Source organism: Streptomyces sp. NPDC002889, from assembly GCF_042888425.1.
In the GTDB taxonomy this organism is placed as follows: domain Bacteria; phylum Actinomycetota; class Actinomycetes; order Streptomycetales; family Streptomycetaceae; genus Streptomyces.
Genome location: NZ_JBIAPT010000012.1, coordinates 89,305 through 112,197, shown reverse-complemented (window position 1 = coordinate 112,197; position 22,893 = coordinate 89,305). Strand labels below are relative to the sequence as shown.

Genomic DNA, 22,893 nt, shown 5'->3' with positions numbered 1-22,893 from the left:
GTGATTTCCAAAGCGATTCGCATGGCTCGTGTGGGCAGCGGATCCGAGCTGGCCGCCGCACTTCTTCTGGTGCTGGGATTTCCCTGCGTCATGCTCGCCGCGATAATCCCCAGCCTCTGGTTCTTTGCGGCAGCGGTTGCGGTGACATATCTGTCGGACCAGTTTCTGCACCGGCGCTCCAGCTATCTGATCAACCGTCTCGCCAAGGTGCGCGCCGGCCTGTCGATCCGCTTCCTGGTGCGCCAGCTGCTGGTCGTCCTGCTGATGGCCCGCATGGGCCTCGCGGACGACATGGTCTTCTATGTGACGGTCGCCTGTCTGCTCGGCTTCTACGGGCTCCAGGCGCCGCACGGCGCGATGGTCACCATGCTGAGGCTGCGTCGCAGGATGCCGGTCGTCACCCGCAACATCGACCTGAATCACCTGCGCATCCCGGACGCGCCGCCGAAGCGGCTGCTGGACCGTTCCGCGGAGAAGATGCTGCACCTGGACGTCTTCGCGGTCGTGGGCGTGATCGTTGCGATCGCGACCGGCATGAACGTCTTCGCCTATATCGGGCTGTCGATCACTCTGGTGCTCGCCATCGGCTATCTGGCCGCGCTGCTGCCCTATCTGCGCACCAGCCGGCTCGTGCCGCCCGCGGACAAGGTGCTCGAGGGCATCGACCGCTGGCTCGGTGAGTACAAGCCGACCGTGATGCTGTACTTCTCCGGCTCCAAGGACTCGGCGTACCAGGTCAACATGTGGCTCCAGACGATGGCGCAGGTCGAGGGGCGGCCGGTCATCTTCCTGCGCGAGCGCAACATCGTGCCGCAGCTCGCCTCCACCTCCGTGCCCGTGGTGTGTGTGCCCGGGGGCGTGCATCTGATGAACATGGACCTGTCGTCCGTGCGCGTCGCTCTGTACGCGGCCAACGTCGGCAAGAACATCCACCTGCTGCGCGTACCGACCATGAAGCATGTCTTCATCGGTCACGGGGACAGCGACAAGCTCGCCAGCGTCAACCCGTTCAGCAAGGCCTACGACGAGGTGTGGACCGCCGGCCGGGCCGGCCGCGACCGGTACGCCCTCGCCGACGTCGGCGTGCGCAGCGAGGACATCGTCGAGGTGGGCCGGCCCCAGCTCGCCCCGATCAAGACGTGGACCGGCTCGCCCAAGCACCCCATCCCGACCGTGCTCTACGCCCCCACCTGGGAGGGCTGGGACGACAACCCCGGCAACACCTCCCTGCTGCTGGCCGGCGAGAACATCGTCACGCGGCTGCTGGCCGCCGAGCCGCCGGTCCGTGTGATCTACAAGCCGCACCCGTTCACCGGCACCCGCAGCGCCCGGGCGAAGGCCGTGCACGAGCGCATCACCGCGCTGGTCGAGCGGGCCGCGGCGGCGCGCGCCACCGACCCCCGGTGGGGGAAGGAGGCCGCATCGCACGCCCAGGAGCAGGCCTCGGCCCGCGCCGAGCTGCATCGGATCCAGGCCGGCCTCGCCCAGCTGTCGGGCACGTCCCGGATCGGCAGGGACGAGGCCGAGGAGGCACGCGACTCGCTGGCCGACCCGGCACGCGAGGCGGAGACCGCCAAGCTGAAGGACGAGTGGAACGCCGCGTACTGGCGCTCCTTCGGCTGGTGGGAGCACAAGGTCATCACCGGGCCCGAGCCGCGTCTGTACGACTGCTTCAACGAGTCGGACGGCATGGTCTCGGACATCTCCAGCGTCGTGTCGGACTTCATCGCGAGCGGCAAGCCGTACGCGGTCACCGACTCCGCGGAGCTGGGCGAGGCGGAGTTCAAGCGCCAGAACACCGCGGTCCGGGCCGCCGTGGTCCTCTCCAACAGCGCGGCCGAGCTCGACGAGCTGCTCGCCGCCGTCGCCGACCGGACCGCCGACACGCTGTCGGAGGCACGGCACGAACTCAAGGAGTACCTGCTCGGACCGGACGAGCCGACCTCCATGGAGCAGTTCAACGCGGCGGTGCGAGCGCTGGCCACCAAGGCCGAGGCGCGCAACGTGGGCGTGGCGCAACGGCTGGCCGAGTCGGAAGCGGAGCCGGCTCCGGGGCTCGACGACACGCCCGTGGGCGGCTGACACCACCGCACCCGCACCCGGCATCACAACGGCCCGGCGGCGTCCCTGAAGGGGCGCCGCCGGGCCGTTTGCGGTCTCATATGGGTATGTGCCCCGATTGCCCGGAGAGTGGTGCAGGGCAACCTTTGTTCATGCAGGGTTGTCCCGTATGGCGATGAATGACAACTCTGTGCCTGACGTCACGGTTGTCGTCGGCGCCTACGAAGCCATGCCCTATCTGGTCCGCTGCCTGGAGTCCGTGGAATCCCAGACCCTCGGCGCCGACCGCATCGAGATCGTCGCGGTCGACGACGGGTCGAGCGACGGCACCGGTGAGTACCTGGAGCAGTTCGCGGCCAGGTCCGCGGTCCCCACCACCGTCATCCGTCAGCCCAACTCCGGCGGCCCCAGCGGCCCGCGCAATGTGGGTCTGCGCCGTGCCCGTGGCCGCTATGTCTTCTTCCTCGACGCCGACGACTACTTCGGCGACGAGGCCCTGGAGCGCATGGTCTCCATGGCCGACCGCGCCGGAACGGATGTGGTGCTCGGCAGGATGGCCGGGGTCGGCCGCGCCGTGCCCCGGTCCATGTTCACCCGCACCCTCGAACACGCCGATGTGCACACCTCCCGGATCATCTACGCGCTGAGTGCGCAGAAGCTGTTCCGGCGCGCACTGCTGACGCGGCTCGGTCTGTCGTTCGACGAGACACTTGCGACCGGCGAGGACGCGCTGTTCACCATGGAGGCGTATCTCCGCGGCAACGGTGTGTCCGTCGTCGCCGACTACGACTGCTACTACCTGGTCGGCCGCGAGGACGGCAAACACGCGACCGCAAAGGGCGGTTACGCCGCACGCTTCGAGGCGATCCACGCCCTGATGCGGCTGATCGCCGCACTCGAGCCACCGGGGCGGAAGCGCGATCTGCTGATGGTCAGGCCCTTCACCGTGGGTCTTCTGCAGCAGTTCGGGCCCCGACTGCTGGGCAGGCCCGAGCACGAGCAGCGGCACAGGCTGGAGCTGGCCGGTCCGATGACAAAGGCGTACTGGACCAAGGGCGTTGCCGACCACATCAAGGTCGGCGAGCGGCTCGTGCTGATCTGCGTCGCCCTGGGCCGACTCGATCTGCTGAAGGATCTGCTGGAGTTCGACCGGGCCGGGTCGGCACCGGAAGTGGTCCGCCGCGGCCCCGCCGGCCATCTGCATCTGCGCTATCCGCACTTCGGGGACGCGGGGGCGGGCATCCCCGAGTCGGCGTACGCGGTCACGGTGCCGGACTGGTCCGGCAGCCGCCGTGTCCTGCCTCCCGGGCCACGCCCGTCACGCGTGCGCAGGGCGGTGCGCGGGATCCGGCGCCGTGTACGGCGTCTGAGATCCCGGATCTAGCATCGGTGGTCCGGACCGTGCGTCCGGACGCGGCAACGGTGGGTAAAGTCGAAGCGGCTGAGCGGTATCCGCTCGGAAAACCTCACTCGACTCGAGGACGGGCATCGTGAAGGCACTCGTACTCTCCGGAGGAGCGGGCACCCGCCTGCGTCCCATCACGCACACCTCGGCCAAGCAGCTGGTCCCCGTGGCGAACAAGCCGGTGCTCTTCTACGGACTGGAAGCGATTGCGGAAGCCGGGATCACCGAAGTCGGCGTCATCGTGGGTGACACGGCGGAGGAGATCGAGGAGGCGGTGGGCGACGGTTCCCGGTTCGGGGTGAAGGTCACCTACATTCCGCAGGAGAAACCGCTCGGACTCGCCCATGCCGTCGTCATCGCAAGAGAATTCCTGGGCGAGGACGACTTCGTGATGTATCTCGGCGACAACTTCATCGTCGGCGGCATCACCGGACTCGTCGACGAATTCCGCACCGAACGCCCCGATGCGCAGATCCTGCTCACCAAGGTCCCCAACCCGACTTCTTTCGGTGTGGCGGAGCTCGACGACAACGGCCGGGTCGTGGGCCTCGAGGAGAAGCCGAAAGAGCCCAAGAGCGATCTCGCCCTCGTCGGCGTCTATCTCTTCACTCCGGCCGTCCACGAGGCCGTCCGTGCCATCAAGCCGTCCTGGCGCGGCGAGTTGGAGATCACGCACGCACTCCAGTGGCTGATCGACCAGCAGCGCGACGTCCGCTCCACCACGATCTCCGGCTACTGGAAGGACACCGGCAACGTCACCGACATGCTGGAGGTCAACCGCTCGGTGCTGGAGACCCTCGAGCCCCTCAACGAGGGCACGGTCGACGAGCACAGCGAGATCATCGGCCGCGTGCGGGTCGAGGCGGGCGCGCGGATCAGCCGCAGCCGCATCATCGGCCCCGCGATCATCGGTGCCGGTTCCGTGATCAGCGACGCCTACGTCGGCCCGTTCACCTCGGTCTCCGAGGGATGCCGTATCGAGGACAGCGAGATCGAGTACTCCATCGTGCTGCGGGGCTCGTCCATCACCGGTGTGCGCCGTGTGGAGGCGTCGCTGATCGGCCGCGACGTCGAGGTCACCCCCGCCCCCCGTAACCCGTCCGCCCACCGACTTGTGCTCGGCGACCACAGCAAGGTGCAGATCTCCTCATGACAACCAAGATCCTGGTGACCGGTGGCGCCGGCTTCATCGGCTCCCACTACGTCCGTACGGTGCTCGGCCCCGGCGGAGCGGGCGATGTGGCCGTCACCGTGCTGGACAAGCTCACCTATGCGGGGAACGAGGCCAACCTCGACGAGGTCCGCGAACACGCCGGATTCGCCTTCGTCAAGGGCGACATCTGCGACCCCGAGCTCGTCGGCCGGCTCATGTCAGAGCACGACCAGGTCGTGCACTTCGCCGCCGAATCGCATGTGGACCGGTCCATCGACGGCGGTGCCGAGTTCGTGCGGACGAACGTGGTGGGCACCCACACCCTGATCGACGCGGCCCACCAGGCCGGCATCAAGACCTTTGTGCACATCTCCACCGACGAGGTCTACGGCTCCATCGACCACGGGTCCTGGCCCGAGACGCACCCGCTGCAGCCCAACTCCCCGTATTCCGCCGCCAAGGCCTCGAGCGACCTGATCGCGCTGTCCTACCACCGCACCCACGGTCTGGACGTGCGGGTGACCCGGTGCTCCAACAACTACGGGCACCACCACTTCCCCGAGAAGGTCATCCCGCTGTTCATCACCAACCTCCTGGACGGCAGGAAGGTCCCCCTGTACGGCGACGGCGGCAACGTCCGCGACTGGCTGCACATCGACGACCACGTCCAGGGCATCGAGCTGGTACGCACCAAGGGGCGCGCGGGGGAGGTCTACAACATCGGCGGCGGCACCGAGCTGTCCAACAAGGAACTCACCGCGTTGCTGCTCGAGGCGTGCGGGGCGGACTGGGACACCAGCGTCGAGTACGTCACCGACCGCAAGGGCCACGACCGGCGCTACTCGGTCGACTGCACCAAGATCCGTGAGCAGCTCGGCTACGCGCCGCGCAAGGACTTCGCGGCCGGCCTCGCCGAGACCGTGCAGTGGTACCGCGACAACCGCGCCTGGTGGGAGCCGCTGAAGGAGCGTGCCGCGCTGTGAACAGCTGGCTCGTCACCGGGGCCCGCGGCATGCTGGCCCAGGACGTCCTCGGCAGGCTGGCGGCCGACGGCACCGCGGCCGTCGCCACCACCCGGGCGGACCTCGACATCACCGACCCGGACGCGGTACGCGCGGCCCTCGCCGAACACCGGCCGGCCGTGATCGTCAACTGTGCCGGCTGGACGGACGTCGACGGGGCCGAGGAACAGGAGGAGGACGCGCTCGCCGTCAACGGTACGGGCCCGCGGGTCCTGGCCGAGGCGTGCAAGGAGAGCGGTTCCGTACTGCTCCATGTCTCCACCGACTACGTCTTCGCGGGCGACGGTGCCCAGCCGTACACCGAGGACGCGCCCACCGGGCCGCGCAGCGCGTACGGGCGCACCAAGCTGGCCGGGGAGCGAGCGGTGCTGGACATCCTCCCCGGGGCCGGCCATGTGGTCCGTACCGCCTGGCTGTACGGCGCGGGCGGCCCGAACTTCGTGCGCACCATGATCAGGCTCGAGGCGGTCAAGGACACCCTGGACGTCGTCGACGATCAGCGCGGCCAGCCCACGTGGACCGTGGATCTGGCCGACCGGCTGGTGCGACTGGGTCAGGGCGCGCTGGCCGGCACGGTGAAGGGAGGGGTCCGCCACGGCACCAGCGGCGGCGCGACCACCTGGTTCGGCTTCACCCGGGAGATCTTCCGGCTGCTGGGCGCGGACCCGGAGCGGGTGCGTCCGACGACCAGCGAGGCCTTCGTGCGGCCCGCGCCCCGGCCGTCGTACAGCGTGCTCGGACACGAGGCGTGGCGGGGGACCGGAATCGAACCGATCCGCGACTGGCGTGCGGCGCTCGCAGAAGCGTTCCCCACGCTGCTGGAAGCGGAGCGCGACATGGGTGCTACTGGCCGGTAGATGTTTACGTGCAGGCGGCGTACACGCTAACTTCGCTGGGAATCAATCAATTTGATTCCCAGTGAAGGGCTCCATCGGTGGACCGCCACGGTTTCCTGCGTCAACTGCACCGCACCTACAAGCCCCGGAACTATCTCGAGATCGGGGTCAACGACGGGCGCAGCCTGGCGCTTTCCAGGGTTCCCTCCGTCGCGATCGACCCGGCGTTCCGGGTCGTGACGAGCATCAGCTGCGATGTCCATCTGGTCAGAGCCACCAGTGACGACTTCTTCGCCCGCAAGGACCCGCTGGTCCACCTGCGCAATGGCCGCAATCCGTTCCGTGCGCTGGCCCGCAAGGACCCGATGAACATCCTGGGCGGCGAGCCGAGGCTGGAGCTGTCGTTCATCGACGGAATGCACCTGTTCGAGTACGCGCTGCGCGACTTCATGAATGTCGAGCGGCATTCGCGCTGGTCGAGCGTGATCGTGCTCGACGACATGCTGCCGCGGAGCGTGGACGAGGCCGCCCGTGACCGGCACACCAAGTTCTGGGCCGGCGACGTGTACAAGGTCGTCCAGGTACTGCGGAAGTACCGGCCGGATCTGGTGGTCGTCGAGGTGGACACGGCGCCGACCGGAGTGGTGGCCGTCTTCGGTGCCGACCCCGAGAACACCGTGCTCAAGGACTCCTACGACAAGATCATCGAGGAGTACGTCGTACCGGACCCGCAGGACGTTCCCGACGAGGTGCTGGTGCGCAAGAACGCGGTCCGGCCCGAGGCGCTGCTCGGCGCGGACTTCTGGCCGGGGCTGATCCGGGCGCGCACGCTGCGCCGCCCGCGTTCCGCGTTCGCGCCCGTGCGCGCGGGCATCAGGAAGATCACGGGCTAGCGTCCGGAGCAGCAGCGCTCGAGGCCGGCGAGCCGAGTCGCACCGGCGGGCGCGGAAGCCCCCGAGGGTCCTCGTCGACCTCGGGGGCTCTTCGGTGAGGGGCCCCGCGGCGGGCCGTCCTTCGGTGAGCGGGCCCCGCGGCGGGGAGCCGGACCCTGTCAGCCGCGTGCGCGCAGCTGCGCGTAGTACGCCGCGCATTCCTCGTACCGCGGCAGCAGGCCCTGCTCCTCGGCCTCGGCCAGCGTGGGCGCCGCGGCGTCCTTGTCCGACAGCAGCGGGGGGATGCCCTCGGGCCACTCGATGCCGAGGGCGGGGTCGAGCGGGTTGATGCCGTGCTCGCGCCCGGGGGCGTACCCCTCGGAGCACAGGTAGACCACCGTCGCGTCGTCGGTCAGGGCCATGAAGGCGTGCCCGAGCCCCTCGGCGAGGTAGACGCAGTGGTGGTCGACGTCGTCCAGGCGCACGGCCTCCCACTGCCGGAACGTCGGGGAACCGGTCCGGATGTCCACGATGACGTCGAGCACGGCACCGCGCACGCACTTGACGTACTTGGCCTGGCTCGGCGGCACATCGGCGAAGTGGATGCCGCGCAACGTGCCCCGGCTGGAGACCGAGCAGTTGGCCTGCTCGAGCCGCAGCCGGTGCCCGGCCGCCTCGGCGAAGTCGGGCGCCTTGAACCACTCGTGGAAGCTGCCCCGGCTGTCAGTGAAGATCTTGGGTTCGTGCACCCAGGCTCCGGCGATGGAGAGCTGCCGCATCTGTTCACGTCCTCGCTTTCGAATTCACGTCCCGCATTGCACCGACAGGTCAGCCGAGCAGTCGCGCCGCCATTCGGCGGACCCGCTTGCGGGCGGCCGGGGGCAGACGGCGCACGAGGGGACCCACAACGGCCCGCACGGCACCGCGCACTGCCGCCCGTCGGCGCTGCACGGACAGTGTCCTCAGCAGATGGGCGTCGGGCGCGGGGAGGGTGTCGTCCAGCTGGAGCCGTCCGGCGCTGTCCACGTTCACCCGGGACAGCGGCAGGTCGGGGCCCTTGGCGCCGTCCAGCCGCACGGAGAGCTGCCAGGTGCCTGCCGGGGCGTCCGTGACCTGGGCCGGCACGGTCAGATGGGCCCGGCCGTGGACGGGACGCAGCGCGGTCGGGAAGGAGTGCACGACGGACACGTCGGAAGCCGGTGTGCCTGGGGGGCCGGCCGCGGCGGACGGGGAGGCATCCGGGGTACCGGACCGGTCAGGAAGCTCGCTCAGCACCAGCTCGGCCTCGCCGGGACCCGTGGAGCCCGTGGTGAGGACATCCAGCCGCAGCCGCACCTGACGGCCCGGCATCCGCAGCACCGGACGCCCCTCGAGGCGAGGAACGACCTTCTTGGCGCGCGCCGCGACATCGAGGGTGAGATTGCTGTGCGGATCGGTGAAGTACGGGATCACCGGGCGGGCCGGAGTGGACAGCAGTGCGGGCAGGCACTGGCCGTCGACGTGGGGCGCGCGGTCGGCGCCGAGGCGGGCCTTGCGTACGAGCCCCAGGCCGCGCACGGTCACCCATGCGTCCCAGAAGCCGCGCGTCAGGCTCTCGCGCCGGGCGCGGCCGCCCTCGGAGGCGAGTAGTCCGGTGCCGCGCAGCACGACCTCGCAGGTGCCGTCGCCCAGGTCCTCGACGTGCGCCTCGACCGTGACCGGACAGAGCCACTCGACCGCTGTCTCACGGTTGCGCAGTGCGAGCTCGGCGTTGAACCCGCCGATGTCGTCCGTGATGTCCAGGAGCTCGCCGTCGGGCAGCAGGTCCGCGGTGATGTCGGGGTGCAGATGGACCCGGCCGTCACGGCGCAGCACGGTCAGGGGGCGGCGGTCGTCGCCGTACACGAACCGTCCGGCGATCTTGACCGCGATCCGCCCGTCCGGCTGCCAGGCGAAGTCCTCGAGCCGTACGGCGCCCTTGACCGAGGAGGCGAAACGGGCGAGCCGGACCATGCCCTCGGGGTCGTCGTTGCGCAGCAGGGTGGAGCGCAGGCGCAGCAGCGGGCCGAGCCCGTCGTGCACGGCACTGTCCATGAAGTCCATGGCCAGGGGCCGTACGGCGTCGGTCATCTCGCGGAGGTAGCCGGCGTCGTACCTCAGCACGGCCGGTTCGCTCAGCCGCCCCAGCATTTCCACGCGGTAGAAGCGGCGCAGCACGCGGTCCCGCAGAGCGCCGGGTTCGGTGTTGGCCACGACGACGTCGAGGACCTCGCGGAGGTTGCCGTAATAGCCGGCCGGTACGAGCTTGGCGGATCCGGCGTTCTTTCCGTCGTCGCGCTTCGAGTAGTGGTAGCAGGTGTACGACCCGAGGATCGAGACGACCTCGGCAGGGAAGTACGCCTTCATCATGTACAGCTGGTCCTCGAGGCGGCGCTTTCCCTCGGGGTAGGCGATGCCGTGCTCCCGCAGAAACGCGGTCCGGAACATCTTGTGCGGTGTGAGGCTGTCGTACAGCGGGGCGCTGCGCAGGGTGCACTTCTCGCGGTCCTGCCGGAAGACGCCCTGCGGCACGCCGCGGAAGTTGCTGGCCACCTTGCCGATGACGATGTCGGAGCCGTTGCGGTGGCCCATCTCGTACAGACGCCGCAGCGCGTCGGTGCCCAGGTGGTCGTCCTGGTCGAGGAACTGGACGTATTCGCCTTCGGCCTGGGCGACGCCGATGTTCCGCGGCTTTCCCGGCCAACCGGAATTCGGAATGTGAATCACACGGAAATTCGGGTGCTGAGCCGCGAGGCTGTCGAGCCTTTCCGGGGTGTCGTCGGTCGATCCGTCATTGACGAAAAGTACTTCGAATTCCTCTGCGGGAAGTGTCTGGCCGACCAGGGAGTCGATGCAGGGATCGATGTACCTACCGGGGTTGTAAACCGGAATGACGACACTCACTTTGACCGACACCACTGTGTCCCGTCTCTTGTGGGAAGCCTGGATTCGAAGGCGGGGGCCGGAGACAGGCCGACACGGGCCGCCACCCACTGCCACTCTATCGGTTGTCCGGAACCCGCTGTTCGCAATCAGGGGACGCGGGGTGTCCTCCGCGCATACCTGGCCTGCCGATCCGTCAGAGAGTGCAGGTGAAACGCCTTACGGGCCATTCACACGCATGAGAACCAGCCGAAACACCGGCTTCCCTATTTCTTTGTCCTGCGACCCGATTCTGGCTCAGGCCCGACGGTCGGTCCCTCGCGACCGGTCGTTGACATGCCGTCAACCGCACGCCGGCGGTCGCCCGCGGCCGGACACATCTGGAGCCTGCGCCTCGACCGGACCACGGCGCATCCCGGCCGCGACGTGCCCAGCGCGCGGCCGCTCCGGCGGCGGGGCAGGATGTCCCAGCGGGCGGAACGGGCGCGCACGCCGGGCGCGCACTGACATAGATTCGGCCTTGTGACAGTGGCAAGACAGCAGGTAACCCAGGCCCGCAGGATCGTCGTCAAGGTCGGCTCGTCCTCCCTGACCACCGCCGCCGGGGGGCTCGACGCCGACCGTGTGGACGCGCTCGTCGACGTACTCGCCAAGGTCCGGAGCGGGGGTGAGAAGGAGATAGTGCTGGTCTCGTCCGGCGCCATCGCCGCCGGCCTCGCGCCGCTCGGACTGGCCCGCCGCCCCAAGGACCTGGCCCGGCAGCAGGCCGCCGCCAGCGTCGGGCAGGGACTGCTCGTCGCCCGCTACACCGCCTCCTTCGCCCGCTACGGCGTACGCGTGGGCCAGGTGCTCCTCACCAGCGACGACACCAGCCGCCGCTCCCACTACCGCAACGCCTACCGGACTTTGGACCAGCTGTTTGCCATGGGCGCCGTTCCGGTCATCAACGAGAACGACACCGTGGCCACGGACGAGATCCGCTTCGGCGACAACGACCGCCTCGCCGCCCTCGTCGCCCATCTCGTACGGGCCGATCTTCTGGTCCTGCTCTCCGACGTCGACGGCCTCTACGACGGCGACCCGTCCCGGCCCGGCACGTCCCGTATCGAGGAGGTGCGCGGCCCCGGCGACATCGCCCACGTCCAGATCGGCAGCGCCGGCAAGGCGGGCGTCGGCACCGGGGGCATGGCCACCAAGGTCGAGGCGGCCCGGATCGCCGCCGCCGCCGGTGTTCCCGTCGTACTCACCTCCGCCGTCCGCGCCGCCGACGCACTCGCCGGACGCGCCACCGGGACGTACTTCCACCGCACCGGACGCCGCTCCGCCGACCGGCTGCTGTGGCTCGCCCACGCCTCCACCCCGCAGGGCTCGCTGACGCTGGACGACGGCGCGGTCGAGGCCGTGGTGCAGGGCAGGAAGTCGCTGCTGCCGGCCGGGATCGCCGCGGTCGAGGGCGAGTTCAGCGCGGGGGACCCGGTGGAGCTGCGCGACTCGGCTGGCCGGGCCGTGGCGCGCGGACTGGTCAACTTCGACGCCAAGGAGATCCCGCAGCTGCTCGGCCGCTCCACCCGCGAGCTGGCGCAGGAGCTGGGACCGGCGTACGAACGGGAGGTCGTACACCGGGACGATCTGGTGGTCCTCGTCCCCTGAGACAACCAGGAAACGGCGGAAAGTCCTGTCATCCGGGAGAGACCTTTACCAAAACCGCCCCACGTTCCGCCGCGGGCTGGTCAACTTTGTAGCGGGGGAATAGCGGGGGCAGGGCAACACAACGCAGCAACAGGAGGCCGCCGGTGAGACGAGCGCGCCCTGGGGACATGACCCGAGGGAGCGGGGGACTGCCCCGTAACCGCAGGGCCGTGGGCGAGGAACGAGCCCTGACGAGCGTCGCAGCGGGCGCCGCAGCGGAGACGGACACCCGTGCACCGGCTCCTGAGGGAGCGGCGACGGAGGTCGGCATGCAGGGCCGAGCGGAAGCCGCCCGCACCGACGAACAGCCGTTGTCCAGGCTGTGGCACATCACGCTCAGTGTCTCGGGCACGGAGGCCCCGTTGAAGGAGGTCCGCCGCGGACTCGAACAGCTCGCCCACGACCACCCCTTCCTGCTGACCAGCCGGTACGCCAACGACCACGCGGAGATCCGCTACTGGGAGGAGGCACGGGACCTGCACGACGCGGCCGCCGTGGCACTGCGGCTGTGGGGTGAGCACCGCTCCAGCGCCAAACTGCCGCCGTGGGAGATCGTCGGACTCGAGGTCATCGACCGCGAGACCTACCACCAGCGCATCGCGGAGGGCTACGGACCGCCGCCGGCCGCCCCGGTGGGGGTACACCCCTTCTGAGGCTTGTGTCTCGCAGTACGGGATACGTTCCGGGTGCCCGCGGGAGGCGCATTACCCTGCGGGTATGACGTCGCTCTCTTCGGTCACGCCTTACGACAACATGTCCCCGGTCACCCAGGCCGCCTACCGGGCCCGCGCCGCCGCCGCCGATCTCGCGCCACTTCCGCGCTCGGCCAAGGACGACGCCCTGCTGGCGATCGCGGACGCGCTCGAGGTCCGCACGAGCGAGATCGTCGCCGCCAACGCCGAGGACATCGCGCGTGCCCGCGAGGCCGGCACCAGCGAGTCGATCATCGACCGGCTCACGCTGACCCCGGAGCGGGTGCGGGCGATCGCCGCCGACGTCCGCGACGTGGCCGCGCTGCCCGACCCGGTCGGCGAGGTGGTACGCGGCTCGAGGCTGCCCAACGGCATCGATCTGCGCCAGGTCCGCGTCCCGCTCGGTGTCGTCGGCATCATCTACGAGGCCCGCCCGAACGTCACGGTGGACGCCGCGGCCCTGTGCCTCAAGTCCGGCAACGCCGTACTGCTGCGCGGCTCCTCCTCCGCCTACTCCTCCAACACCGCGCTCGTGCGAGTGCTGCGCGACGCCGTCGGAGGATCCGGACTGCCGGCCGACGCGGTGCAGCTCGTGCCCGGCGAGAGCCGGGAATCCGTACGGGAGCTGATGCGCGCCCGCGGCATGGTCGACGTCCTCATCCCGCGCGGCGGCGCCTCTCTGATCCGCACGGTCGTCGAGCAGTCCACCGTCCCGGTCATCGAGACCGGCACCGGCAACTGCCACGTCTACGTGGATGCGGAGACCGACATCGACATGGCCGTCGAGATCCTGATCAACTCCAAGGCGCAGCGGCCGAGCGTCTGCAACGCGGCCGAGACGCTCCTGGTCCACCGGGACATCGCCGCCGAGTTCCTGCCGCGCGCCCTGGACGCCCTCGCGGCGGCCGGGGTGACCGTGCACGGCGACGAGCGGGTCGTCGAGTACGCGGACGCCACCAAGGCCACGATCGTGCCGGCCACCGCCGACGACTGGGAGACGGAGTACCTCTCCTACGACATCGCGGCCGCAGTCGTCGAATCGCTGGACGCGGCCGTCGCCCACATCCGGCTGTGGTCCTCCGGTCACACGGAGGCGATCGTCACCACCTCGCAGGCGGCTGCGCGCCGATTCACCCAGTTGGTCGATTCCACGACAGTCGCTGTGAACGCGTCCACGCGTTTCACCGACGGCGGTCAGTTCGGATTCGGCGCGGAGATCGGCATCTCCACCCAGAAGCTGCACGCACGCGGCCCGATGGGGCTTCCCGAGCTGACCTCGACGAAGTACATCGTGACAGGGGACGGCCACATCCGGTGACCGTCAGCGGGGGCGGGGGCACCGTCACCCGGGCGGGGAGAGTTCGCACTCTCCCTGACCAAACCCACCGGCCAGGTCTACTCTGAAGGCGTGCCGGACGACGTGGGGGGCAGGCCGTTCCAGGACGGTTGGGAGCCCGACGACGACCGCGGGGGCGCTGACGAGGACTTCGCCGCCGTGGTGTTCGACGAGGACTTCGTCCGGGCCGCCACGATCCATGAGCCGACCGCGGTGGAGCGACTGCTCGCCGCGGCAGAGGCGCGTGCCGAGGCCGAGGCCGCACGCGGCCGTTCCCGCGGCTCGGCGCCCGAGGACGACCTCTACGACGAGGGATACGGCTCCGGGGGCTACGCCCTCGGCCGGGGCTACGAGGACGACGACGACCTCGACGACGACTGCTCCGGTCCGTACGGGAGGCACGGCGGTGCCCTGCGTCCCTACCGCGGCACCGCACGCTGGCACCGCCCGGTGGCCTGGGTGCTGGCCCTGTTGATGGGCATCGGCATGGTCGCCCTCGCGTTCACGGCCGTCTACCGCGGCGCCTCGGGCAATCGCCAGGACCAGGTCCCTGCGCCCGCCACGACAGGCGTCGACGCCACCCCGACCGGCGCCACCGCCAGCGGCCATGGTCCCGCCGCCTCCGACGCCCGTTCGAGGCCCCCGGTCCCCGCCGAACAGCGCAGCCCCTGATCCCTGCGTCGCCGGGGCGGCGACCGCTGCGCAGGGCGAGTCCTGACCACGGAGTAAGAATGCGTCGCAAATGCCTCGGCACCCGTCGCGTACCGGAACTTGTCACGCATCTCAGCGTTTACCGTGCCCCTGTCAGACCTACCCTGAAAGTATGGCTGGGCGCGGAGACCCGCCCGAGGGGACACCCGAGGGGCTCCCCGGCGGTGGTGAGGACGAGTACCGATCCGTCGTCTTCGACGAATCGTTCGTGCGGGCTGCCCGGGTGCAGGAATTCTCCGCGGTGGAGCGGATGGGCGAGCACGCGCCGGCCGTGCGCAGCCTGCCCGCCTGGAGCGGCAGACGTGCTTCCAGGCAGGCTCTGCTGCTTGTTCTGCTGGTGTTGGTCGCCTTCGGCACCGCGATCTATCTGGGCGTCCGCCACCCGTACCAGTCGACAGCCGTCAGGCAGGGCGAGCCGATGCGCATCACCGTGATCCCGCTGGCTCCGCGCGGCCCGGTCCCGGGCGGCACCCCCGAATCGCTCTACGCGCGCAGTCCCGCCGCCCAGTTCCGTGTCGGAGCCTCCGGGATCACCCTGCCCGCCGTGCGCCGCACCGCGCACTTCTCCGAGGGACAGGTGATGACCGCGCTGACCACCGTCAAGGACTTCCTCGTGGAGTCCTCGCTCGACCCCGATGTGCTCACGGGCGGCGCGGTGCGGCCTGTGCGGGTGCTGCTCCATCCCGACCAGCTGCCCCAGTTCGACCGGAGCATCGCCACCCCCGCCGCCGACGGGCGCCATGCGGCCACCGGCTGGCTGGTCCGCTTCGACCCGCAGAAGGTGGCACTGGCCGACCCGGAGGTGCGGGTACGCGGCACGCTGCGCGTCACCGAGACGGGAGGCGACACCCTGGAGGTGACCTCGGACCACACCTTCGTCTACGCGCTGAGCCCGGCCGACGCCGGCGGATCGCGGGCGGGCGGCACCGGCGGGCAGAGTGCGGACGAGGTGAGGGGACCGGAGGCGGACGAGGTGAGCGGTCCCCGGGCGGCCGATGCCTCGCTCTTCACCGTCCGCCGCGAGCTGCACTTCCGCTTCGACCGCGACGACCTTCAGCACCGTCGCCTCGAACTGCTGGCCAGCTATCTCCAGGCCGGACCGCAGGCATGCTCCTCCGATACGTCGGACGCCCTGCAGCCCCTGCTCGCCGGTGAGCGGGCCGGCTCGGACGGGCCGGCCGGCACCGATCCGTATGCGAGGGGACAAGCCACCGCCGCACTGTGCGGGGTGCTGTCCCCCGACGCTCAGCCCTCGCCCTGACCTCCTTCTCCGCTGCCCGCCGAACCGCTTCCCTTGCTCCCGTTTCCAGTGCTGCCGCTGTTGCCGGCGCCCGAACCCGAGCCGGCAGCGCCCGTGAACTTGTCGCGCAGCTTCCCGCCCAGGTCGCCCGCACCGCCGGCTATGTCACCGACCAGCTTTATGAGCGGGTCCTTGCTGGTGCGCACCGACTCCGCGTAGTGCGATGCGGACTCACGGAAGGAGTCGCTGACCGAGGTGTCCTTGTCCTGCGAGCGGCGCGGGTAGTGGCCGTCCATGATTCGCTGGTAGTCGCGGCTCTCCGCCCACTTCTTCAGCTCGGCCGCACGCACCGTGGTGAACGGGTGCGAGCGCGGAAGCATGTTGAGGATCTTCAGTACCGAGTCACGAAGGTCGCCCCCGGCCTCGTACTCCTCGGCCTGCTCGAGGAACGCGTCGACATTCATCTCGTGCAGATGATTGCCACCGGCGATCTTCATCAGACCGCGCATCGACGCCTGCAGGTCCTGGCCGACGAGCAGACCGGCGCGGTCCGCCGACAGCTCCGACTTGCGGAACCACTCGCGCAGCGCCGTGACGATCGCCATGATCGCCACATTGCCGAGCGGGATCCAGGCGACCTTCAGCGCCAGGCCGGTGAGGAAGAGCAGGATCGTGCGGTAGACGGAGTGGCCGGAGAGCGCATGGCCCACCTCGTGCCCGACGACCGCGCGCATCTCCTCCTCGTCGAGCAGCTCCACCAGCCCGGTGGTGACCACGATGATCGGCTCGTCCAGGCCGATGCACATCGCGTTGGGACGCGGGTCCTGCGTCACATACATCGCCGGGACCTTCTCCAGGTCCAGGATGTAGCAGGCGTCGCGCAGCATGCTGTGCAGATGCGCGAACTGGGCGTCGCCGACCCGCACCGAGTCGGACAGGAACAGCAGTCGCAGGCTGCGCTCCGGCAGCAGTCCGCTCAGTGTCTTGAACACGGTGTCGAACCCGCTGAGCCTGCGCAGCGCGACCAGCGCCGAGCGGTCCGCGGGATGCTCGTATGCCCGTGAGGAGATGCCTGGGAAGCGCGTGCGCTGCCTGCTCGGCACGTTCTCATGGGTGTCGCTCATGGTGCCCCCTGTTGTGCTGCCAGTCGTTCTCGTCCCCCTGACGGACTCAGCGTAGGTGCTGGGGCCGCGGCGCGGCGGGGGCTGTGGATAACCGCCGAACGACCGCCGAACGACCGTGGATCCACCCCGGAACGACCGCGGGCGCTGCGACGACGGCGCCGACGGGAATCCCAACGACTGAGTCGGCGTGAGCGTGCCCGGGCCGCCCGCATACGATGTGCGCGAAGTCTCTCCGCTCCGACTCCCGATCGATAGGTCCTGCTGAAGATGAGTCTCGCCAGCACCGCCGCCAACCTGGTCACTCTCGCCGAGGGCGCCGAGCACGGTGGCAATCACGAAAGCCTCAGCCCCTACCTCACCGGCGGCGGCGCCCTGTTCGTGCTGCTCCTGCTGCTCTGGATCACCACCCGCTTCAACCGCGACCGCTGAGTCCGGTAGCCCGTACCAGTAGGCTCTGCACGCATGGGAGAGCAGAACGTGGCTACGGGTTCCGCTTCCGCCAGGCGCCGACTCGGTGTGATGGGCGGGACGTTCGACCCGATCCACCATGGGCACCTGGTGGCCGCCAGCGAGGTGGCCGCCCTGTTCCACCTCGACGAGGTGGTGTTCGTACCGACCGGACAGCCGTGGCAGAAGACCCACAAGATCGTTTCCCCGGCCGAGGACCGCTATCTGATGACGGTCATCGCCACGGCGTCCAACCCGCAGTTCTCGGTCAGCCGTATCGACATCGACCGCCCCGGTCCGACGTACACCATCGACACACTGCGGGATCTGCGCGCCCTCAATAACGACGCAGACCTGTTCTTCATCACGGGCGCCGACGCGCTCTCCCAGATCCTCGGCTGGCGGGATGCCACCGAGCTGTTCTCGCTCGCCCACTTCATCGGGGTGACGCGGCCGGGGCACGATCTGACGGACGACGGACTGCCGGAGGGCGGAGTCTCGCTGGTGGAGATCCCGGCGATGGCCATCTCGTCGACCGACTGCCGCGCGAGGGTCGCCAAGGGAGACCCGGTCTGGTATCTGGTGCCGGACGGTGTGGTGCGCTACATCGACAAGCGCCAGTTGTACCGGGGCGAGTGAGCCACGGAGAGGGGCACCGGTGAACGACCAGCACAATCCGTACGACCCGTACTACCCGCAGCCGCAGATCATCGGCTACGACCAGTACGGGCAGCCGGTGTATCAGCAACCTCAGCAGTACGACCCGTACGCCCAGCACGACGAGCAGCAGGACCAGTCCGGGCAGCAGGGGCAGCAGGGGCAGCAGGGGCACGGGCAGCCGTACGGATACGACCCGTACGCCCAGTCCTACCCCCAGCAGCCGCAGACGCAGCAGCCCCAGACCCAGGGGTACGGCTACGGCAGCTACGACGGATACGGCTACGACACAGGCACTCAGCCCTCGGCCGTCGACACCACCCAGCAGTGGAACATCCCCCAGCAGCAGGCTGCGCCGTCGGCCCCGTCCGGGCAGCAGGCGCCACGGGTTCGCCCCGAGTCGCCCGTGGTCCCGGAGCAGCGCCGGCCCGCGCCCGAGCGGGACTACCGGACCGAGCAGTTCTCGTTCATCGAGGAGCCGGACGATGACTCCGAAGACGTCATCGACTGGCTGAAATTCACCGAGAGCCGCTCCGAGCGGCGTGAAGAGGCCAAGCGCCGCGGCCGCAACCGTGTCGTCGCCCTTGTCGTCACGATGGCCCTCGTCCTGGTCGGCGGCGTCGGATACCTCTGGTACGCGGGCAAACTGCCCGGCCTCTCGGACTCCGAGGGCACAGGCAACACGGCGACCGGGCCGCAGAAGCGCGATGTGATCGTCGTGCACCTGCACAACACCAAGAAGGCGGGCACCTCCACCGCGCTGCTGGTCGACAACGTCACGACCAAGCAGGGCACCACGGTCCTGCTCCCCAACGCGCTCTCGGTCGCCAACGACGACGGCACCGCCACCACCCTCGCCAAGTCCGTCGAGGACGACGGATCCACCGGCACCCGGGAGGCGATCGGCACCCTGCTCGGGGCCAAGATCACCGGAACCTGGCGGCTGGACACCCCGTATCTGGAGAACCTCGTCGAGCTGGTCGGCACGATCGACCTGACCACCGACACCGAGGTCCCCGGTGCGAAGAAGGGTGAGGACCCGCTGGTGAAGAAGGGCGAGAACCAGACGCTCAACGGACGGATGGCCGTCGCCTACGCCACCTATCTCGGGCCCGGAGAGGCCGAGGCGAAGCAGCTGCAGCGGTTCGGACAGGTCATGCAGAGCGTGCTGAAGAAGTTCCCGGACGACCCGAAGTCCGCGACCGTCGTCGTGGAGACCCTGGCGCAGATCCTCGACCCCTCGCTGGACGAGAACGACCTGGGCGTCTCGCTGGCGGGTCTCGCCCAGAACGCCAAGGGTGGCGACTACAGGACGGCAATGCTGCCCGTGCAGGAGGACGGCACGCTCACCGACCAGGCCGCGAGCAGTGTGGTCAAGGACATCCTGGGCGGATCGGTCAGCGCTCCCGACAAGGATGCCGCGGTCCGCGTGGGCATCAAGAACGCCAGTGGCAATCCCAAGGCCACGGAAGCCGCGAGGATCTCGCTGGTCAACGGCGGCTACTCGGTCGTCGACGGCGGCAAGTCCGGCATCGCGTCGTCCTCGCAGGTCACCTATGGTGACGAGGCGGCCAGGGCCAAGGCGGCGGAGGTCGCCAAGACCCTGGGGCTGCCGGCGAGCGCGGTCAAGAAGGGCAAGGCCGCCACCAACGCCGATGTGTCGGTCGTCCTGGGCTCCGACTACAAGATCGAGTAGCCGGCGCGGGGCGGCCGGAGCAATCACTTGGTGGCCCGTCGGCGGTCCGTGAGACCCTTGAAGGGTTCCCGACCGCCGACGAAAGCCTGCTTGTGACCGCTACGGACCGCTCCATCGAGCTCGTCAACGCCGCTGCCCAGGCGGCAGCCGACCGGCTCGCGCACGACATCATCGCTTACGACGTCAGCGACGTGCTGTCGATCACCGACGCCTTCCTGCTCGCCTCCGCGCCCAACGACCGCCAGGTCAAGTCGATCGTCGACGAGATCGAGGAGCGGCTGAACAAGGAGCTCGGCGCCAAGCCGGTGCGCCGCGAGGGCGACCGCGACGCCCGCTGGATCCTGCTGGACTACGTGGACATCGTCGTGCACGTCCAGCACAGCGAGGAGCGCGTCTTCTACGCCCTCGAGCGGCTGTGGAAGGACTGCCCCGAGCTGCCGCTGCCCGAGGACGCCCTGAAGACCCGTGGCAAGGCTCAGGAGCACGCGCAGCTCTCTGCCGGTGCTCCGGACGGTGAGCTGAGCTGAACGGCAGCACCAGTGGGAGCAGCGCCGGGGCCACCACCGGCTCCGGCGCGGCCGGGTCCGGGCCCGGCAGCGACACGGCCGAGAGCAGCAGGCGGGGCGGCCGAGGCCGCCGTGTCGTGCTGTGGCGCCACGGTCAGACCGCCTGGAACCTCGAGCGCCGCTTCCAGGGCTCCACGGACATCGAGCTGACCGACACCGGTCTCTCCCAGGCACGCCGCGCCGCACGGCTGCTCGCCTCGCTCAAGCCGGACGCGATCGTCGCCTCCGACCTCAAGCGGGCCGCTGCGACGGCCGGCGAGCTGGCCGGGATCATAGGGCTCGACATCTGCTACGACTCGGCACTGCGTGAGACCTACGCGGGCGTCTGGCAGGGCCTGACGCACGACGAGATCGTCGGGCTGTACGGCGAGGAGTACGCCGCCTGGAAGCGCGGCGAGCCCGTGCGGCGAGGCGGCGGTGAGCTGGAGACCGAGGTCGCCGACCGGGCCGCTCCGGTCGTGCTGCACCACGCCGACAAGCTGCCCGACGACGGCACGCTCGTCGTGGTCAGCCACGGCGGCACCATCCGCACCACCATCGGCCGGCTGCTCGGTCTCGAGGCCCACCACTGGGAGAGCCTGGGCGGGCTGTCCAACTGTTGCTGGTCGGTCCTCGGCGAGGGCGCGCGCGGCTGGCGGCTGCTCGAGCACAACGCCGGCACCCTTCCCGAGCCGGTGCTCGGCGACGACACCTGAGCCCCGGGTGGCCCCGGCCTTCACCACCGGAGACTGCCCCGGGGCCGGATTTCACTTTCCGGCAGGTCGCAGGCTAAAGTTCTTCTTGTTCGCAGCGCGGAGCGCGAAGAACACGCGGGGCTATAGCTCAGTTGGTAGAGCGCCTGCATGGCATGCAGGAGGTCAGGAGTTCAATTCTCCTTAGCTCCACAGACAAGATCCCGTCCTCGTCAGGGGGCGGGATTCTTTGCGTCTGCACGAGGTGCCCGCAACAGGGGGCGCTCTGGGCGCTCTTCACCTCACTGTCCCTCGCCGGCGGACTCGCCGCGGACACCGGCCAGTTGTGCCGAGGCAGAACGCCTCCGCGGTGATCTTCGGCCTTGTTTCGCCGGACGCATCGTGACCGGCCGGGCGGGGGCGGCGCCCCGCCGAGCGCTCCGCGGGTGCCGCGTACACCCGGCATCGGCCTTGCGGCCGTGCGGACCAGCTCGGTGAGTGCCGGCTTCCTCTTCGCCCTCACCCTCCATGTCCAGAGTGGTCTCGGTCACAGTGTGCCGCGTGCGGGGACGATGTCCGCACCCGCCCCGGTGGTCTTCGGGGCGGTCCGGTCGACCCCGTGTTACCGGTCCGCCTGTCCGCAAAAGGCCCTGGTGCAGGGCGGGTTCGTGCTGATCGCGCTCGCCGGTGCCGCGGGCGGGCGCGGTGCTGCGGGGCCGCTGCACGGCCGTCCGGCCCCGTACACGGCCTTCCTGGGCGTCGGAGACGGCCCGGCGCTCGCCCACGGCCCCACCGTCGACGGTCGCACCCGCTACGTCCTGCAGCGGGCCGCCACGGACGCCCTGTGGGTGACCCTGCTTGCGTCGGCAGCCGGGGGCGTGGTGGGCGCCGCCGACTGCGCGGTGCGCGTCGTGGCCGATCTCCTTCGCAAACGCCGCTGACCCTCTTGCGTGGTCATGGCAGAATCGGACGGCCGGAGGGGACACCGGCCGTACGGGAGGGAGTGCGCGATGTCCGGCGGCGAGGAGGCCCATGAGGCCGACGACCTGCTTGCCACGGCAGCGGCATGCGCTCGCCTCAGTTGTCCGTCCTGCGGTTCGGCCCATGTCGCCCAGGTCCTCGGTGACAATGGCGGCGTGTCCTACGTGTGCACGGCCTGCGGCCACAGCTGGAGCTGACTATGGGTGCACACAGGCGTAAATGTGATTGGTGCGGCAGTGGTACGCCGATCGTCCGTGACATGGACCCGATCAACCCCGAGTACCAGTACTGGTGCGAGGAGTGCGCGCGGGCGCTGATCATAAAGGGCGACCCCATCGAGACGTACCGGGAGCTCGAGGGCGAGCCGATCTACGGCCGGCTGCTCGACGAGCACTGCACTCTCAAGCGGTTCTACTCGTTCGCCACGGCCTGACCCGTCGTCACGAAAAAGGGGCGTTACTGTCCTTGTCGAGGCAGAACGGAAACGATTTGGTGATGCGTGAGCGGGGACGTTAATGTTGTCCACGTCGCCGCGGGGGAAACCCGGGAACGGGGCGGCGCATCGCAAGGGGCTATAGCTCAGTTGGTAGAGCGCCTGCATGGCATGCAGGAGGTCAGGAGTTCAATTCTCCTTAGCTCCACAGCAGGAGAACACACAAGGAAGCGGGCCACCCGGATCGGGTGGCCCGCTTCCTTGTGCACGGGCCGGTCGGCCAGGGGCCTCTCTTTCGGATCCTGCGGGTTCGCGTGCCCTGGCACGCTCCCCCACAGCCTTCGGCGTGGGAGATGCCCCCAGCACCGGACCCCGGTCACTGATCCGGCCTGATCCGAAA

The 22,893-nt window shown here is 69.6% G+C and carries 21 protein-coding genes and 2 tRNA genes; 20 read left to right on the top strand and 3 right to left on the bottom strand.

Annotated elements, in window-relative coordinates; translation table 11 throughout:
• Nucleotides 1-21: 21 nt before the first annotated feature.
• The 6 genes from ACFYWI_RS19865 to ACFYWI_RS19840 all read left to right on the top strand — a co-directional run bounded on the left by ACFYWI_RS19865 (nt 22) and on the right by ACFYWI_RS19840 (nt 7,370).
• A complete protein-coding gene (locus ACFYWI_RS19865) occupies nt 22-2,082 on the top strand; it encodes a hypothetical protein (protein WP_389233768.1) in 2,061 nt (686 codons plus the stop codon).
• A 154-nt stretch (nt 2,083-2,236) separates the two neighbouring features.
• Nucleotides 2,237-3,445 (top strand): glycosyltransferase family 2 protein, encoded by a 1,209-nt coding sequence (locus ACFYWI_RS19860; protein WP_389233765.1) that lies wholly within the window; start codon nt 2,237-2,239, stop codon nt 3,443-3,445.
• A gap of 106 nt (nt 3,446-3,551) precedes the next feature.
• Complete coding sequence (locus ACFYWI_RS19855; protein ID WP_389233762.1) at nt 3,552-4,619, top strand: glucose-1-phosphate thymidylyltransferase; 1,068 nt, start codon at nt 3,552-3,554, stop codon at nt 4,617-4,619.
• Nucleotides 4,616-5,602, top strand: a complete 987-nt coding sequence (rfbB, locus tag ACFYWI_RS19850; RefSeq protein WP_389233759.1) for a dTDP-glucose 4,6-dehydratase — start codon at nt 4,616-4,618, stop codon at nt 5,600-5,602. The genes ACFYWI_RS19855 and rfbB overlap by 4 nt, the downstream gene beginning before the upstream one ends.
• 29 nt (nt 5,603-5,631) lie before the next feature.
• Nucleotides 5,632-6,498 (top strand): dTDP-4-dehydrorhamnose reductase, encoded by an 867-nt coding sequence (gene rfbD / locus ACFYWI_RS19845; RefSeq protein ID WP_389234122.1) that lies wholly within the window; start codon nt 5,632-5,634, stop codon nt 6,496-6,498.
• 77 nt (nt 6,499-6,575) lie between these two features.
• Complete coding sequence (locus ACFYWI_RS19840) at nt 6,576-7,370, top strand: class I SAM-dependent methyltransferase (RefSeq protein WP_389233756.1); 795 nt, start codon at nt 6,576-6,578, stop codon at nt 7,368-7,370.
• Between the two features lie 158 nt (nt 7,371-7,528).
• Here ACFYWI_RS19840 and rfbC read toward each other — a convergent pair whose 3' ends face one another.
• Together rfbC and ACFYWI_RS19830 are read right to left on the bottom strand one after the other, a co-directional pair.
• On the bottom strand, nt 7,529-8,128 hold the full coding sequence (rfbC, locus tag ACFYWI_RS19835) for a dTDP-4-dehydrorhamnose 3,5-epimerase (RefSeq protein WP_389233753.1): 600 nt from the start codon (nt 8,126-8,128) through the stop codon (nt 7,529-7,531).
• A gap of 49 nt (nt 8,129-8,177) precedes the next feature.
• Nucleotides 8,178-10,271 (bottom strand): glycosyltransferase, encoded by a 2,094-nt coding sequence (locus ACFYWI_RS19830; RefSeq protein ID WP_389233750.1) that lies wholly within the window; start codon nt 10,269-10,271, stop codon nt 8,178-8,180.
• Between the two features lie 501 nt (nt 10,272-10,772).
• Here ACFYWI_RS19830 and proB point away from each other — a divergent pair.
• From proB to ACFYWI_RS19805, 5 genes are all read left to right on the top strand, one after another.
• Nucleotides 10,773-11,900: a glutamate 5-kinase gene (proB, locus tag ACFYWI_RS19825; RefSeq protein ID WP_389233747.1), complete on the top strand. Its 1,128-nt coding sequence runs from the start codon at nt 10,773-10,775 to the stop codon at nt 11,898-11,900.
• A 143-nt stretch (nt 11,901-12,043) separates the two neighbouring features.
• Nucleotides 12,044-12,592 (top strand): hypothetical protein, encoded by a 549-nt coding sequence (locus ACFYWI_RS19820; protein ID WP_389233744.1) that lies wholly within the window; start codon nt 12,044-12,046, stop codon nt 12,590-12,592.
• 64 nt (nt 12,593-12,656) lie between these two features.
• Nucleotides 12,657-13,949 (top strand): glutamate-5-semialdehyde dehydrogenase, encoded by a 1,293-nt coding sequence (locus ACFYWI_RS19815; RefSeq protein WP_389233741.1) that lies wholly within the window; start codon nt 12,657-12,659, stop codon nt 13,947-13,949.
• Nucleotides 13,950-14,039: 90 nt separating this feature from the next.
• Nucleotides 14,040-14,639 (top strand): hypothetical protein, encoded by a 600-nt coding sequence (locus ACFYWI_RS19810; RefSeq protein ID WP_389233738.1) that lies wholly within the window; start codon nt 14,040-14,042, stop codon nt 14,637-14,639.
• A 151-nt stretch (nt 14,640-14,790) separates the two neighbouring features.
• Nucleotides 14,791-15,939 carry a hypothetical protein gene (locus tag ACFYWI_RS19805; protein WP_389233735.1) on the top strand — a complete coding sequence of 383 codons (1,149 nt, stop codon included), beginning with the start codon at nt 14,791-14,793 and terminating at the stop codon, nt 15,937-15,939.
• Here ACFYWI_RS19805 and ACFYWI_RS19800 read toward each other — a convergent pair.
• Nucleotides 15,924-17,042: a M48 family metallopeptidase gene (locus ACFYWI_RS19800; RefSeq protein ID WP_389233732.1), complete on the bottom strand. Its 1,119-nt coding sequence runs from the start codon at nt 17,040-17,042 to the stop codon at nt 15,924-15,926. The two genes, ACFYWI_RS19805 and ACFYWI_RS19800, sit on opposite strands and share 16 nt — an antisense overlap.
• 267 nt (nt 17,043-17,309) lie before the next feature.
• On the opposite strand from ACFYWI_RS19800, the gene ACFYWI_RS19795 reads away from it, so the two are divergent.
• From ACFYWI_RS19795 to ACFYWI_RS19755, 9 genes are all read left to right on the top strand, one after another.
• Entirely contained in the window at nt 17,310-17,471 is a 162-nt protein-coding gene (locus ACFYWI_RS19795) for a hypothetical protein (RefSeq protein WP_389233729.1), read from the top strand.
• A 33-nt stretch (nt 17,472-17,504) separates the two neighbouring features.
• Entirely contained in the window at nt 17,505-18,128 is a 624-nt protein-coding gene (gene nadD, locus ACFYWI_RS19790; protein WP_389233726.1) for a nicotinate-nucleotide adenylyltransferase, read from the top strand.
• A 19-nt stretch (nt 18,129-18,147) separates the two neighbouring features.
• Nucleotides 18,148-19,842: an LCP family protein gene (locus tag ACFYWI_RS19785; protein ID WP_389233723.1), complete on the top strand. Its 1,695-nt coding sequence runs from the start codon at nt 18,148-18,150 to the stop codon at nt 19,840-19,842.
• Nucleotides 19,843-19,934: 92 nt separating this feature from the next.
• Entirely contained in the window at nt 19,935-20,369 is a 435-nt protein-coding gene (rsfS, locus tag ACFYWI_RS19780; protein WP_389233720.1) for a ribosome silencing factor, read from the top strand.
• 116 nt (nt 20,370-20,485) lie between these two features.
• Nucleotides 20,486-21,103: a histidine phosphatase family protein gene (locus ACFYWI_RS19775; protein ID WP_389233717.1), complete on the top strand. Its 618-nt coding sequence runs from the start codon at nt 20,486-20,488 to the stop codon at nt 21,101-21,103.
• Between the two features lie 116 nt (nt 21,104-21,219).
• A tRNA-Ala gene (locus ACFYWI_RS19770) sits at nt 21,220-21,292 on the top strand.
• A 233-nt stretch (nt 21,293-21,525) separates the two neighbouring features.
• Nucleotides 21,526-22,020 carry a hypothetical protein gene (locus ACFYWI_RS19765; protein ID WP_389233714.1) on the top strand — a complete coding sequence of 165 codons (495 nt, stop codon included), beginning with the start codon at nt 21,526-21,528 and terminating at the stop codon, nt 22,018-22,020.
• A 239-nt stretch (nt 22,021-22,259) separates the two neighbouring features.
• The gene (locus tag ACFYWI_RS19760) at nt 22,260-22,493 is read left to right on the top strand and encodes a hypothetical protein (RefSeq protein ID WP_040916346.1); all 234 of its coding nucleotides are present in this window, start codon (nt 22,260-22,262) and stop codon (nt 22,491-22,493) included.
• Between the two features lie 135 nt (nt 22,494-22,628).
• Nucleotides 22,629-22,701: transfer RNA gene (locus ACFYWI_RS19755), tRNA-Ala, on the top strand.
• The last annotated feature ends 192 nt before the right edge of the window (nt 22,702-22,893 follow it).

Coding starts and splice junctions, on each gene's coding strand:
- ACFYWI_RS19865 (WP_389233768.1), top strand. CDS start 22: ATGGCTCGTGTGGGCAGCGGATCCGAGCTGGCCGCCGCACTTCTTCTG.
- ACFYWI_RS19860 (WP_389233765.1), top strand. CDS start 2,237: ATGAATGACAACTCTGTGCCTGACGTCACGGTTGTCGTCGGCGCCTAC.
- rfbB (WP_389233759.1), top strand. CDS start 4,616: ATGACAACCAAGATCCTGGTGACCGGTGGCGCCGGCTTCATCGGCTCC.
- rfbD (WP_389234122.1), top strand. CDS start 5,632: ATGCTGGCCCAGGACGTCCTCGGCAGGCTGGCGGCCGACGGCACCGCG.
- rfbC (WP_389233753.1), bottom strand. CDS start 8,128: ATGCGGCAGCTCTCCATCGCCGGAGCCTGGGTGCACGAACCCAAGATC.
- ACFYWI_RS19815 (WP_389233741.1), top strand. CDS start 12,657: ATGACGTCGCTCTCTTCGGTCACGCCTTACGACAACATGTCCCCGGTC.
- ACFYWI_RS19805 (WP_389233735.1), top strand. CDS start 14,791: ATGGCTGGGCGCGGAGACCCGCCCGAGGGGACACCCGAGGGGCTCCCC.
- ACFYWI_RS19800 (WP_389233732.1), bottom strand. CDS start 17,042: ATGAGCGACACCCATGAGAACGTGCCGAGCAGGCAGCGCACGCGCTTC.
- ACFYWI_RS19795 (WP_389233729.1), top strand. CDS start 17,310: ATGAGTCTCGCCAGCACCGCCGCCAACCTGGTCACTCTCGCCGAGGGC.
- nadD (WP_389233726.1), top strand. CDS start 17,505: ATGGGAGAGCAGAACGTGGCTACGGGTTCCGCTTCCGCCAGGCGCCGA.
- ACFYWI_RS19760 (WP_040916346.1), top strand. CDS start 22,260: ATGGGTGCACACAGGCGTAAATGTGATTGGTGCGGCAGTGGTACGCCG.